The organism is Ruminococcus sp. SR1/5 (assembly GCF_000209835.1).
Lineage (GTDB): Bacteria > Bacillota > Clostridia > Lachnospirales > Lachnospiraceae > Blautia_A > Blautia_A fusiformis.
The window spans coordinates 3,044,281-3,058,504 of record NC_021014.1 but is presented as its reverse complement, the minus strand read 5'-3'; the positions used below and the strand labels follow the sequence as shown (position 1 = coordinate 3,058,504).

General features: G+C 39.7%; 16 protein-coding genes and 1 pseudogene. 6 read left to right on the top strand and 11 right to left on the bottom strand.

The window, feature by feature from the left end:
- Positions 1-346: 346 nt before the first annotated feature.
- The 6 genes and pseudogenes from CK1_RS15370 to CK1_RS18530 all read left to right on the top strand — a co-directional run bounded on the left by CK1_RS15370 (position 347) and on the right by CK1_RS18530 (position 4,329).
- Positions 347-973 carry a transposase gene (locus CK1_RS15370; protein ID WP_015527070.1) on the top strand — a complete coding sequence of 209 codons (627 nt, stop codon included), beginning with the start codon at positions 347-349 and terminating at the stop codon, positions 971-973.
- A complete protein-coding gene (locus CK1_RS15365; protein ID WP_015527069.1) occupies positions 906-1,913 on the top strand; it encodes a Mu transposase domain-containing protein in 1,008 nt (335 codons plus the stop codon). The genes CK1_RS15370 and CK1_RS15365 overlap by 68 nt, the downstream gene beginning before the upstream one ends.
- Positions 1,910-2,203 carry an ATP-binding protein gene (locus CK1_RS15360; RefSeq protein WP_015527068.1) on the top strand — a complete coding sequence of 98 codons (294 nt, stop codon included), beginning with the start codon at positions 1,910-1,912 and terminating at the stop codon, positions 2,201-2,203. The genes CK1_RS15365 and CK1_RS15360 overlap by 4 nt, the downstream gene beginning before the upstream one ends.
- Positions 2,137-2,673, top strand: coding sequence for an ATP-binding protein (locus CK1_RS15355; protein WP_353611260.1), 537 nt, complete (start codon positions 2,137-2,139; stop codon positions 2,671-2,673). Before CK1_RS15360 ends, CK1_RS15355 begins: the two co-directional genes overlap by 67 nt.
- Positions 2,674-3,113: 440 nt before the next feature.
- Positions 3,114-3,832: pseudogene (locus CK1_RS18535) on the top strand (transposase).
- Positions 3,790-4,329, top strand: coding sequence for a transposase (locus CK1_RS18530; RefSeq protein WP_353611183.1), 540 nt, complete (start codon positions 3,790-3,792; stop codon positions 4,327-4,329). Before CK1_RS18535 ends, CK1_RS18530 begins: the two are co-directional and overlap by 43 nt.
- A gap of 232 nt (positions 4,330-4,561) precedes the next feature.
- Here CK1_RS18530 and CK1_RS15345 read toward each other — a convergent pair whose 3' ends face one another.
- From CK1_RS15345 to CK1_RS15305, 11 genes are all read right to left on the bottom strand, one after another.
- On the bottom strand, positions 4,562-5,899 hold the full coding sequence (locus tag CK1_RS15345) for a NosD domain-containing protein (RefSeq protein ID WP_015527065.1): 1,338 nt from the start codon (positions 5,897-5,899) through the stop codon (positions 4,562-4,564).
- Between the two features lie 56 nt (positions 5,900-5,955).
- Positions 5,956-6,147 carry a GH32 C-terminal domain-containing protein gene (locus tag CK1_RS18525; RefSeq protein ID WP_353611259.1) on the bottom strand — a complete coding sequence of 64 codons (192 nt, stop codon included), beginning with the start codon at positions 6,145-6,147 and terminating at the stop codon, positions 5,956-5,958.
- Positions 6,148-6,360: 213 nt separating this feature from the next.
- Complete coding sequence (locus CK1_RS15340; protein ID WP_353611182.1) at positions 6,361-7,443, bottom strand: glycoside hydrolase family 32 protein; 1,083 nt, start codon at positions 7,441-7,443, stop codon at positions 6,361-6,363.
- 18 nt (positions 7,444-7,461) lie between these two features.
- Positions 7,462-8,082, bottom strand: coding sequence for a carbohydrate ABC transporter permease (locus CK1_RS15335; RefSeq protein ID WP_306288979.1), 621 nt, complete (start codon positions 8,080-8,082; stop codon positions 7,462-7,464).
- Positions 8,083-8,342: 260 nt separating this feature from the next.
- The gene (locus CK1_RS15330) at positions 8,343-9,152 is read right to left on the bottom strand and encodes a carbohydrate ABC transporter permease (protein ID WP_306288978.1); all 810 of its coding nucleotides are present in this window, start codon (positions 9,150-9,152) and stop codon (positions 8,343-8,345) included.
- A gap of 239 nt (positions 9,153-9,391) precedes the next feature.
- Positions 9,392-10,621, bottom strand: a complete 1,230-nt coding sequence (locus CK1_RS15325) for an ABC transporter substrate-binding protein (protein WP_015527061.1) — start codon at positions 10,619-10,621, stop codon at positions 9,392-9,394.
- Positions 10,622-11,004: 383 nt separating this feature from the next.
- Entirely contained in the window at positions 11,005-11,205 is a 201-nt protein-coding gene (locus CK1_RS15320; protein WP_306288977.1) for a substrate-binding domain-containing protein, read from the bottom strand.
- Positions 11,206-11,249: 44 nt separating this feature from the next.
- Positions 11,250-11,948, bottom strand: coding sequence for a LacI family DNA-binding transcriptional regulator (locus CK1_RS15315; RefSeq protein ID WP_015527060.1), 699 nt, complete (start codon positions 11,946-11,948; stop codon positions 11,250-11,252).
- A gap of 371 nt (positions 11,949-12,319) precedes the next feature.
- Complete coding sequence (locus CK1_RS18520) at positions 12,320-12,874, bottom strand: IS66 family transposase (RefSeq protein ID WP_353611181.1); 555 nt, start codon at positions 12,872-12,874, stop codon at positions 12,320-12,322.
- 221 nt (positions 12,875-13,095) lie between these two features.
- Complete coding sequence (locus CK1_RS18515) at positions 13,096-13,443, bottom strand: IS66 family transposase (RefSeq protein WP_015527059.1); 348 nt, start codon at positions 13,441-13,443, stop codon at positions 13,096-13,098.
- On the bottom strand, positions 13,433-13,828 hold the full coding sequence (locus CK1_RS15305) for a hypothetical protein (protein WP_015527058.1): 396 nt from the start codon (positions 13,826-13,828) through the stop codon (positions 13,433-13,435). The genes CK1_RS18515 and CK1_RS15305 overlap by 11 nt, the downstream gene beginning before the upstream one ends.
- Positions 13,829-14,224: the final 396 nt, after the last annotated feature.

Genomic DNA, 14,224 nt, shown 5'->3' with positions numbered 1-14,224 from the left:
CAGATCCTTATGAGATCCTGACACAAAAAGATGCTTCCGAAATTGCAAATGACACTCTGGATATGGCTGTTCCATATTGGGCTGATCTTCTCAAGGGCTCCGGCATCACCCTGCGCTCCCTGGGCTTTTCAACTACAAAATAAGCTTTTCCTAAAAACAGATCGAGCATACCCGGCAACACCCCTGGCTATTACATGCAAATTCTGCTCGAACGGTACGCCTATTCTGAAATCAGCGGTACATTCATTCTAATTTAGCGGTATGCGCTTTCTGCTCAAAGCGGTACGTTTTTCCTTTATTATTGTGATGTAACTATTATTCATCACTGTGCAAAGGAGGAACTATTATGCACGACTACAATACTATTCTTGGAGTCATAGAACTTCGACTCAGTAAAGTCAGTTATGACGCCGTACAAAAACGTTACCGGATTGGACGGAGCGGGATTGCATTGATTATGAACCGCTATAATGATTCAGGATTATCACTGGATGATCTTCGGCAAATGCCACCCGCAAAGGTTGTTGATCTCATCTATCCAAAAGGAAACCTTCGACATAAGGACATTCCACTACCTGATTTTGAAAAAATACATGAGCAAATGATCCAAATGGGAAAGCATGCCGACTTGAGCTTTCTATGGATCGATTATAAAAAAGAGCATCCCAATGGTTACCAGCTTGCCCAGTTTTATAAGCTGTATCGTGATTTTATGGTAGATACTTATGGTACTTCAAAAACATCTATGCCTGTGGAACGGATCCCTGGTGAAAAGCTGTATATTGACTGGGTAGGCGACCAGCCGGAACTGCTACTGGACACAGCAACTGGCGAACTTCGGAAAGTTCACATTTTTACGACTACACTTGGTTTTAGCAGCCTTGTTTATGCAGAAATCTTTCTGGATGAAAAAACTTCCACATTTTATTGCCGGCACAGTACACGCGCTGTCTTATTATGGGGCAGTTCCTAAATATCTTGTCCCGGACAATCTGAAAACAGCTGTTACCATGCATAGCAAAGATGAACTTGTGCTGCAGTCAGCCTTTTCAGATCTGGAGACCTTCTATGATACGGTCATTCTGCCTCCGCCGCCAAGGAAACCGAAAGGCAAACCGACCGTTGAAAATCATGTGCGTTTCTTAGAAACGCATCTGGTAGAAGAATTAAAGAAAGACACTTATACCTCTCTGGAAGCCCTGAATGCTGCGGTCAAAAAGATCGTAGCGGACATCAACCAGCGTCCTTTCCAGAAAAAATCTGACATTCGGAAATCCCGCATGAATGGATTCGAAAAGTATGACAAACCGCGTATGAACCAGCTTCCAGGCGAAAGTTATACACTTTGTGATTATAAATACTTTCTTAAAGTTCCAGATAATTACCACCTTGAGTATGATGCCCACTACTATTCTGTATTGTATACCTATAAGGGGAAGCCTGCAATTCTTAAGGCTACTATGACGGAGATACGGATCTGCGACGAGTATAACCGGCTGATCTGCCGACATCCGAGATCTTATCGTGATTTTCCTCTTTACATTACAGATGACAGTCATATGCCACCAGAACACCTGTATTACAAAGAAGTGAATGCACATGACGGAGCTTATTACAGACGGTGGGCATCTGTCTATGGAGAATCTATGGTAACTCTTATTGACAGGATACTCCGCAGTTCCAAACACGAGGAACAGGCATACAACAGCTGTGCCGGTGTACTCCATTCCTGTAAGGATGTTCCTAACCGACTGGTTCGGGAGGCTGCTGAGAAATGCGTAGAAGCTAATGCCTGCAAGTATTCTTATTTCAAGAAAGTGCTTGGCATGGTCCAGAATAATCATTCCAGCAGCGGTATAAACGGAAAACTTCCTTCCCATACAAACATCCGTGGAAAGGAGGCATACAAATGAGTTCATCCCATGACATTACATTAACACCCCAGGAACAAGCTCTGATCATGCGTCTGAAGAGTTTCCGCGTTCCGGAAATGGCACATATCCTGGAAGAGCAGATGAAAGATCCCAATGCAGATCTGAACACGTTTATGGAACGCATGACAGCAATGGTTGATGCAGAGTGGCAGGCACGGGCAGATAAACGCTTTAATCGTCTGATGAAAGAAGCACATCTGCGATACCCGGTGCAGATCTTGATGAAACCATTTACCGTCCAGAACGTCAGCTTGATACCCAGACAATAGAACGTCTGAGTACCTGCCATTGGATAGAGGAAGGAAAAAATCTCATTGTAACAGGTTCTTCTGCCAGTGGAAAAACGTATCTGATCAATGCTTTTTGCATAACTGCAATGAAGCAGTCCAAGAGTGTAAAGTATATAAAAGCGAACACACTTATGAGTGAAATGGAACAGGCATGCATCAAATCCACAAATCTGGATTACCTGAATAAACTGACCAAGCTGGATCTGCTTGTGATCGATGATTTCGGTCTTATGGATCTCGACCTTGATAAATGCCGGGATCTCTTTGAAGTCCTTGACACCAGAGATGGAAGAAAATCAACTGTAGTCATCTCACAATTTCCAGTCAGCACATGGTTCGATATGTTTGCCGATAACACCTACGCCGATGCGTGTCTTACACGAATCACGGATAAGCACCATACGTATCGTCTGGAGATGAACGGTATAAATATGCGTGAAACAGAATGATGTAATCTAGCGGTACTTCGTACCGTTAAAAATGGAATAGCCGTTCCGCAGTAGCGGAACTGGCATTCCGTTTAAGCATAATTTGCACACAAGTGTAAGGCCGACGATCAGAAAAGCCACGATTGCAAACAGAACCCATCTTCCAACGGATACCACTTTATAATAAACCTGAATTATTCACGGCTGTGCCGTGAAAGTGGCTGAAAGCCACACAGTTACTGTGTTTAAGTTGTTTATTGCATTTCATCTTTTAAGTGAATAGAAAAAGAGACCAAATATGTGGTAAAATTTAGGTGTCGAATCCAAATACATACCACAGAAAGGGGCTCTCTATGAATATTTTAAACACCTTAACACTGAAAAGCAATAGACAAATTAAAATAAATTTTGACGGAGGTGATTATCCTCCGATGCAGGACTTCTTCTGATAAAGGAATTCGCTGCAAAAAATCGGCTTTTCAAAGCTGATAAAAAAGAAATTTAAAGCCAATGATAAGTCTGTCCTCTTTCACAAAGACGATGAAAATCTGATGCAGATGATTTATCGGATCCTCTCTGCTTATTTCGAAGATGACTGTTCTGATGAATTGACTTTGGATCCTGTTTTCAATGCGATCCTTGAAAAAGACCGTCTGGCTTCGCAGCCGACATTGTCAAGATTTTTAACCGTATGGATGAGGATATCCTCCTGCAGTTTGATGACATTGACAAATGTCTCAGGGACATCATCTATTCTATCAAGCGTCCGGAGCATATGCTTCTGGACCTGGACAGCACTTTGTTTGGCACTTATGGTAGTCAAGAAGGGGAAGGCTTCAACTTCCATTATCAGGCACACGGATATCATCCGTTACTGTGCTATGATGGATTGACTGGATATCTGCTCAAAGCAGAACTTCGTGATGGAACACTCCACTGTAGCAACGATGCAGATAAATTTATGGAGCCCCTCTTTCTGGAATACCTGGAAAGAGGGATTAAAACTTATCTTCGTGGAGACAGCGGATTTTCATCTCCTAGGCTTTATAAAATCTGTGAGATGAATGGCTGTTCCTATGCCATCCGTCTAAAACAGAATTCTTCACTCCTTGCCTTGCTTCCGATAAAGAGGAAGACTTGTACAAAGCGACCAAAGAAGATCAGATCCGTTATGCGGTAATTTATGGTGAATTCATGTATCAGGCTGGTCCATGGGACTATCCAAGACGTGTGGTTTTCAAAATCGAGAAACCATACGGTCAGCTGATGCACATGTACACCTTTATTGTTACAAACATGGATATGGAGCCCTATCAGATCATTCAGTTTTACTGTGGTCGTAGCAGAATGGAAAACTTTATCAAGGAAGGCAAAAGCGGATTTGATTTTGCTGCTGTCAGCAGTCATTCCAAAGTAGTAAATGCAAACCGCATGAGGCTTCACATGCTTGCGTACAACTTATTCAATTGGTTCAGACGATTGGTACTTCCTGCAAATATGCGAAAGCAACAGGTGGATACCATTCGTTTAAAGCTGATAAAGATTGCCGCAAGAGCAGTCCGTTCAGCAAGATATATCACTTTCAAACTGTGTAGTAGCTGTCCTTATAAAAAGGAATTTTACAGGCCGCTGGAAAATATCCAGCGGCGACTGTACAATTGGAATAGCAACTATTAACTTACCTTGACAGTTCAAAGTGGTGGAATCAAATTTCACAGGGGGGGTAGTTTACCCATTTTTGTGGATAACGCGGTTGTTTTCAAGGGAACTAGTTTAATGTTTTAGAGTATTGAAGCATTTTTATATGCTCATGAATAATTCAGGCTTATATGCTTTGATGGTTAAGAGATTTCTCCAAATCTTTAGTAACCTCTCCTTCAGAATAAAACAATGAAGTAAGTGTATACATTTATTTAACCGGAATCCCTCTGAATATATTTCTGGAGAAATCCATAGCCGCTTCATTTTCCCTGCATGTATCCAATATTATGTTATCTGTAGATTCTTCATCGATATGTACAACTTCACTTGAAAGTTTCACTAATTCATCCATACTTAACAGAGCATCTACCTGCGCATCAAAGCAGGATTTATTTTCCTCGTTTTCCTTTTTATCTGCCTTTGTTGTTGCCACAATATGATTGTTTGCAATGTAATTTTCTCTTCCGGACACCAAACGAATGATTATCGGTTTTACGCCTGCCGGTTTCAGATATTGCTGTTCAATTGTCTCTGAAATGTGATTAGCAATCAGGGAATTGCTGCTTCCCTGAATATGAATCAACCCAAAATCATCCTCTAATCCATTATCATATGCCAGCATAGGCGGCCATGGTTCATGATCTCTGAGAAAATGATTGGAAGATATGAGATTCTCTCTGCAGCTTTCCATTATCAGCATTCCCGGATAAAAAGAATGAAATCTGTTTGCTGTTACTGATGATCTAAGAACACCTTTAAGATGTACTATACTTTTTCCTCTTGGAAAAATGTTATTGGAAGTAATCAGAAGTCCTCCAAAATTTTCAGCAAAAATAGTATAACCTCTATAACCGGCACCCATAAGATTATCTGTTATTTTAGATGCCTGTCCGGCTCCACGAAGTTCTACACAATTTCCACATTCCGCTATAAAATTATCATGAACAGATAATGCATCAGAATTGTAAAGAGTCACTCCATGCTCCAGATAAATAATACCCATACCTGTAATTCTGAAAGAATCCTGTGCACTGGCTACATAAATTCCTGTTTTTCCATTTAAATATGTATTCTCTGGATCTCCATTTCCGTCATCTACAAAATGTAGTCCATCAATACAGAAATTTTCAAACTCCACGGAACTGATTCTCGGATCTCCCTCTCGTTCCACCAGAAAAGCAGCACCGGATCTTTCATCTCCCTTTAATGGTTCCAGATCTACCAGGATTCTGCTGCCGCCCGGCCAGATGTCATGAAGATCCTTCCACTGTTCTTTTGGCACATTATATCGGATACTTGAAGACACAAATCCATGTCCTGATCCCTGGATTTTCAAGTAACTGATATCGATTTTTACCTGCGTTTTTAAATGATAATCTCCAGACGGAATATAAATTACTGCTCCCGGTTTTCCTCCATCATTTACATTTGTATCCTTTTGTCTGCTCTTGATGTCTACAATGATACTGTTGATCACTTCACCGATATCCGTATATGGGTTACCTACCTGCCAGTCAGTGACATCATAATAATTATTACATTTCATTTCAATACTCCTCCTGCTTTCAGTTCATGTCAATCGGATATTCGCGATCCGCTTCCCTACTTGATCCGATCAAAACACTCCTGCAATCCATATGCTTCATAATCTCTGATTACCGCTCTTCCACCAAACGCAGATATACTTATTTCATCCTGATCATTTCCTGCAAAAATATTATTGGAATGATTATTTCTGTATTGATCTGTAAATATCTCCAAAGAACTCTGATCTGAAAAAATATGTACATCCAGACTTTTTCACTGACCTTAAGTACACTTCTGGATGTTCCTACGCTCCATCCATCTGCACAGCTTCTGTCTACCAGCAATTCACCATTTTTCAGATTAAAAATACAACGGGTTTCTTTTCTTTTCCGCATCTAAGCTTCAATTCTACCCTGTCTGCATCAGTTTCTTCAAGATCCAATATAAATTTCATCTCAAAGCTGATTCCATCTCCTGCTTTTAACTGCTGAGGTGTTTCTGTAACCTGTATTTCCCGTTGCGTAAATTTATTTTCACGGATTTTTCCATTTCCTCTACAGGAACAAACGCCAGCGTTCCATCCTTGCACATCCGAACTTCACGAATCACATTAAAAAATCCGCACCAGCCCTCCTGATAAGTAGGTCCCCAGTCCTTAAAGAGAGGCATCCATTCCCATTCATTCGCCCAGGCAACAATCAGACGTCTTCCATCAGGAGCAACCATGGACTGTGGCGCATAAAAATCAAATCCCCAATCCATTTCACCACTGATATGCCAGTCAAATTTTCCTGTTTTGTAATCAAAATCTCCTGTCAGATATACTGATGTATGATCTCCAGAACCCATTGGAGAGAAAGTGAGAACGTATTTATCACCTAGCTGATAAAAATCCGGACATTCCCACATGAATCCCCATTCTCCTCGGCTTTCTGCCAGCACGTTTAAAAAATTCCAATGATAAAGATCTTCAGATTCATATATCAATGCTAATCCTCTGTTATTACGACTGGCCCCTACAACCATATAATATTTATTTTCATGCTTCCATACCTTTGGATCGCGGAATGAATCCGGCTGAATACCTTCCGGTGCATCAAAGAGAGGATTTCCGTCATACTTTTCAAAATTTATTCCATCTTCACTTATAGCAAGACACTGGCTTTGCTCACTTCCGTTTCCATGATTTGCAGTTGCCGTATAAAATACATATAACTTACCTTCGTGTTCGATTGCACTGCCGGAAAAACATCCACCTTTTTGATAATCATCATACTCTTCACTGGGTGCCAATGCCAGAGGCAAATATTCCCAATGAACTAAATCTTTGCTGACTGCATGTCCCCAATGCATACAATCCCAAAATCCATTATATGGATTAGTCTGATAAAACACATGATACTGTCCGTTAAAAAAGATCAGTCCGTTAGGATCATTCATCCACCCGCTCTGGGGCATAAAATGATAATGCTGACGCATTTTTCCATTTTGAACAATCATCTTTTTACTGTCAATTTCTTTTTGCGCGTTTTCTATTCTTTGTCTCATTAATATTTTATTCACTGGCTTTCTCCATTCTTATTATCCTTTTACAGCTCCTGCTGTCATTCCCTGAACAATGTATCTCTGTGCAAACATTGATAAAATCATTACCGGGAAGCTAAATAAAAATGCTCCTGCACACATCGGTCCAAGGTCAAGATTATACGCTGACAGGAAACCGGCAAGACCTACTGTAAATGTTTTAGCATTCATACTGGTCAGCAACAGAGAAATAAGAAAATCATTCCATGCCAGGAACAATGTAAATATAAAGGCAGTTGCAAGTCCCGGCTTACAAATCGGCAAAATAACCTTTCTGAATGTCTGAAGGCTGGAAGCGCCATCTACATATGCAGCCTCATCCAAAGTAGACGGTACTCCCTCATAAAAACTAAGCATTGTCCACATTACAAAAGGCATGTTTACTGCCGCATAAACAATAATCAATGCAATTCTGGTATCATACAATCCCATATTACAAATAATCTCATAAATAGGTACTGCAATACTGGATGTAGGAATCATTTTCAGACATAAAATCAATACCACCAGCCCTACTGACAGCTTCGCTCCAGATCTCTGAATAGCATATGCAGCCAGTGAACCCAGGATAACTGCAATAATTGTACTGCAAACTGCTGTGATCAAACTGTTCAGCAAATACCCACCTGCATTCATTCTTACAAATAATTGAGTGAAATTTTCAACTGAAAAGCTTTTTGGAAGAAAAGATGGTGGAACAGCAATTACCTCTGATCCGGGTTTAAACGAACAACAAATTACATAAATATATGGAAGCAGCCAGAATATTGTAATAATTATAGAAATAATAACTGCTATTTTTAGTTTGATACTATTACCTTTCTTCATTTTGGTCTCCTTATTGAATCCTTTTTACTACTGTTTTTCTTTGACAGCTTTTACTTTTTCTTTGGATTCCATAAACTCTGCATAAATACTAATGTAAACACTACAAGAACTATGATAAAGATAACAGCCATTGCACTGGCATATCCTGTATTATTATACTTTACAAGTGTCTTATAAATAATAATACTGATTGTCTCCGATGAACTGTTAGGTCCACCTTCTGTCATTGCCCAGATAATATCAAAAGTCTTTGCCGCATCTATAATTCTCACTGACAATGCTGTCAACAGAACCGGTTTAATTCCCGGTATTTTTATGTAAAAAATTTCCTGCAGCTTACTTGCTCCATCCATTCTTGCAGCTTCTGACACGCTGGTATCCAATCCCTGAAGGCCAGCCAGAATCATCAGCATCATAAACGGTGTAGTCAGCCATATATCTGCAATACAACAGGCGATCAATGACCATCGGGAATCTGCAAGCCACAAAATTTCACTTGGACTGGATAAGATCCCTATTCTGGTCAGAAACTCATTGACAATACCAAAGTTTGAACTCATCATCAATTTCCAGATAAGACCTGCAACCAGCGGTGCGATCATAAGTGGTGTCATCATTAATGAACGTACTATTTTACTGCCCTTATAATCAAGTTCAAATAATAATGCAAAAATAAATCCTAAAACTGTTTCCACAGATACCGCAATCAAAATATAAATCAATGTATTTTTCAGCTGCTTCAAAAAACCGCCAGCTGTAAATGCTTTAATATAATTATCAAATCCAATAAAAGTTCTGGTTCCTGTAATTCCAACCTTCAAGAAACTGTCAAATACCATTTTAAAAATAGGATAAATCAAAAAGGCACCCATGAAAATCGCGCCAGGAAGAAAAACAGCAATAGTGTTTTTTTGATATCAATTTCATAATATTTCCCGCTTTCTTATAAAGATCAAGGGCGATTTACTCCCTGCATCATAGATTAGTGTGTTCATAGTTAGTGTGTTCGATGTCCAGGTAAAATCACCCTTGCTTTAATTACATTTTTTATTATTTGGTAGATGTCTGCAATCTGCTTTTTCTTTATTACTTTGTCACTTTACTTCCCAATTGCCTCAATCTCTTCTTTTGCAGATTCAAGGGTTTCTTTCACATCTGCTCCACCCAGACAGGATTCTACAACACCTGTAAGAACCTGCTCTACCTGTGACCAGGTTGAAACCATAGGTCTTGGCTGAGACTGTTTTTCATTCAATGTGTCAAGAACTGCTGTTGTATGCTCATTACCAGCCTCTTTTCCAGCTTCCTCATAAACAGAAGTTCTGCCGGCAATCTTAAGGGTTCCGTTCATATAATCTGCATTATGATCATACATATATTCTACATATTTCAGTGCCATGTCTTTATTCTCAGAATTTTTCATTACAGATTCATACCATGGACCTGTGGTTGCTCCTACTCCTGCACTGCCGGCAATCATTGGTGCACATCCCACCTTATCTGCTCCAAGTGCCTCAACAGCTGCAGGATACTGATGGCTCCAGTTCAACTGCATTGCAACTTTACCATTATTGAAAAGTTCCTGAGACTCTGTAGAAGCAGTAGCCAGAGAATCTGATGGCGTACAATCTTCATTTGCCATTTCAACCATAAAATCAAGCGCATCCACATATGGCTGATCTGTAATATTTACATTTCCATCCTTGTCATATACTAATCCATCTGCACCGGCCTGGCAGGCAAAATCAAGGAAGGAACAAACTGCGTCAGAACCACTTCCAAAAACTGTTGTTCCGTACATATCGTCTGTTTTCATTTCTTTTGCCAGTGCTTTATATTCATCCCAGGTCTTTGGCACTTTATCTTCCGGAATCAGATCTTTTCTGTAAATAAGGATCTTAGCGTTTACCCACATCGGATATCCCAGGAGATTACCATCTATTGTTCCACTTTCTTCCAACGTTGGAAGGAAATCACTGGTATCTGCATCTGTAATTGGTTCGATTGCATCAGCAAAAGATGCCAGCCATACAAAATCCATACATGCAACATCATGAGCAGTCTGTCCTGCTTTAATTTCGGTAGAAAGCTTATCATACATACCAGTATAGGCAACAGCATCAACAACAACCTTACAGCCTGTTTCTTTCTCGAAATCAGCTGCTGTATTATTGGCAAGTGCTTCTGCAGGTGAACCACTTTCTACAAGAACTGTAATACTATTTCCACCGTCCTTTTTCCCACCGGCAAAACAGGGAACTGCCATTCCTGTAAGCATACTTCCAATCACAGTTGCTGTAATTAATGAATTAACAATCTTTTTTCTCATTTTTAATCTCCTATTCTTAAAGATCCTAAATTCCATGATAGTAAATATCATGCCGTTCCATTTACATACTGTTTCAACCGCTTTAGATATTCTCCGGAGTACTCTAATTTTACGGGTTAACATTGTGAAAACAAATTTTGTTTTCACAATGTGGAACGCGTTCCACATTGTTTAAAAAGCATTTTGTTTTCTTCATCTTGTTAATTTCATTATAAACTTTTTGTTGTTTTTGTCAATCTAATTATAGGCTTTTTATTTTTTTATAAATTATATACAAATATTTTGTACTTATCTTTGTTTTTCATCCTTTGTTTTGTAACAAATGCACAACACGTGTATGACATCTGTTCATACTGTTGTTCCGCCTTTACGGAATTCAGGTATTAAAATACTTTTTTATTTTTCACCTTTTTTCCATTAATCAGTTCACAAAGGCTTTTTACAGATTCCTCTGCCATTCTGTCAATGGGCTGAACAATTGTACTTATTTGCGGTTCTACCAATTCTGTAATATACGTTCCATCATAAGAAACTATTTTTACCTCTTCCGGAATTTTTTTGTGTTGTCTGATCAATCCATTCATGCATTCAATAGCCAGTCGGTCTACACCAAACACCCCATCAAATTTCAGTTTTTTTCAATAACTTCTTCTGCAACCTGATGATAATACTGAATATCCAAACGCCGCCAGTCCAGATCATAACAATAGGTTTCTATTCCCTGCTCATCCATAATTTTTTGAAATTCTGCATGACGATCATGATATAAAGACTCTTTTTCCGCAGTACTTCTGAAATGAAGTATTCTTTTGCAGCCATTACGCTGCAACACTTCTGCTGCCAGACGTCCACCCATTTTATGGTCCACAGTTACTACCGGAATTTCTTCTCCCAGATATCTGTCAAGTGCAACAATCGGCTTATGAATTTTAGAATACTCACTTTCATCCAAAGAAGACATTCCCGCAATTATCCCATCTACAATATGTCTGTTCAGCAAATCCAGATATTCAGCTTCAGCCTTTACATCTTTCAATGTGTTACATAACATAATTTTGAAGCCGGCTTTGCGCAGTTCTTCTTCTACACAATCAACAAACTCAGCAAAAAAAGGATTGGATACATTCGGTACAAGTACCGCAATTATACCACTTTTTTTATAATACAGATTTCTGGCAAGTTCATTCGGTGTATAATTCAATTCTTTCATAGCAGCTTCTATTTTGGCCCTCGTATCCAGAGAAACATATCCACTGTCATTAAGCATTCTTGAAACTGTTCCCACACCTACTCCTGCCATTTTTGCAACATCTTTAATCCCTGCCATTTTTTCCACACTTTCATATTATGATATTAAATTCCCAAGTTTAAAATTTATTCAAGCATACACGATGAGATATTTAAACTTAGAACTTGTCAAACATTAAGAAACAACGATTTAAGTAATAAATCAGCAAATTCTAAAATTTAGGATTTCTTAACTCCATTTAAAAGATACCTGAAATTCATCATCTAGAAATATACCTTCTGCAAATAAATTATTTTTGATATTAGCAGACCCCAAAAATCCAATACAAATACTCCAACAAATGTAATAATCCACTAGTGGTTTCACCACCAGTTGACGCTGGGCAAGCCTTTCTTCTGATGAAAGACCTGCTAGTTTTCCTTCTTCCCGGTAAATGGCTTGTATCTGTTTTATAAACAGATGCAGGATGATTCTTTCTGATGCGCTTTCGGGATGACTTCTAACGCATCATAGAAGCGACGTCTGCAGTGAACCCAGCAGCCGGCAATCCTCAGATCTTCACGCTCTTTTTCAAGCGTATGATATACCTGGTATCCATCCATAACACAGATTCCAGTGTAATCCTTTAAAAAATTTCTGGGATGTGATGCCTTACGCGTCTTCTGGTATTCATAGAGGACGATCTGACGCTCCGGATACATAAACCCTGACCGGTAGTCCCACATGTAACTCTTACTTCCGGCAGAACGTCCGTCTTTATTGACGAGGGCCGGAGTTTCATCGGCCTGTATTACATGATAATCATACAGAAGCTTATGTAGATGGTCATACAAAACTCCCAGATATTCTTCCCCCAGCCGGATCATCCAGTTTGCCATGTTCTGTCTGGTGATGGCAAGACCATACCGCTCGAATTCCTTTTCGAGACGATACAAAGGCACCGCATTTACATATTTACCGTTTATGATTGCTGCTGCAAGGGGACGGTGAAACAAGACTTCCACGAAGCAAATTCCGAGAATGAGGAGCTTTTACCATATGTTCATCAAGCTTGCTTGAATACACACCGATATGATGTTCTTCTATCTCGACGCGAGCCGGAACAAATTTATAGCACCTTGAGACAGCATCTGGAAGCTGTTTCCATCCATTCTCACCGAATTCGGCTGTCAGTTCCTCTTTGCTCATGTAATGATCGATACGGTTGACAGGAAGGGATGCTATGTCAGCAGCTTTTTTTCGGACTGTTTTTCTCCTTTGGCATTTTCAGTTCCAGGTCATCTGGTTCTGGTGCATCCAGATCACAGACAGCTTCTGCCTCATTAAAGAACACAATCGTTCCATCAATCTCCATAAAACAGATCTGTTCTGGTTCGGACATCTTTTCACTGGATCTTCCGAAACGGTTCTTTTTGGAAAGGATCAGTTGTTCCATCATCAGCTGCATCTTGTCATTTAATGACTGTGTCTGTCTGGTCAGTTCTTCCATTTGTTCCTGCATGCCCAGGAATAGATGTATCAACAATTCTTTGTCAAGTTTATTCAGTTGTTCTTCTGTGTACTTAAATGCCATAACCGGAACTCCTGTCTTTATACTGGTTCTGATTATAACAGATTTTTGTATTACTGCCAATTCCGGTCATTAGCTTTTTCAGCATAATGACGGTGGATAAACCAGCTCTTTGCTGATGTATCCTGCCTGGTCTGCCTGTTTGTAGACAACCTTTAGATTTGAGTGGACAGCCTCTGTTCAGATATCCTTTTGACTTTTTTATTTTCAGTCCAATAGCTTCCGCCAGCTTACCAGCGAACTTATTTCCTCGATCGCAGATGCCTGCCAGCCACTGGGGCTTTCTCTCAATGCAGGTATCGGAACAATTGTCCAGGATTTCTGGAACCTGAACCAATCCTACAAAAGTGCCGTACATGCGCTGGAATACAGATTCTTTTTCCCGCATCAGAATATCTTTGACGGAAGAGAGGCTCTGGGTTCCGATCTGTCTGTTGCAGATTTTTCAGATACAAAGGAGGATGAACTGATCCGGCTTCTCTGCAAAAAGGATACCGCTGCCATAGATCTCTGGTTTCAGAATTTTTCCGACTGGCTCACTCAGAAATTTCGCACAAAGAATTTCGCTTTCATACAGATTTATTCTCTTCTTGGCCGGATCCTGAAATTTTTCTATGAATTAAATCTGGATACGCATGACCTTGAAGCTAAAATTTTGTATGTTTACAACCACATAAATGAGTTTCATAATACGGAAGAGCTATGTCAATGGCTGAAGGATCTGTGCCATCTTTTATGTCGGAAGCTTGATTCCTCCATGAATGATTATCACCAGAAGCTCTGC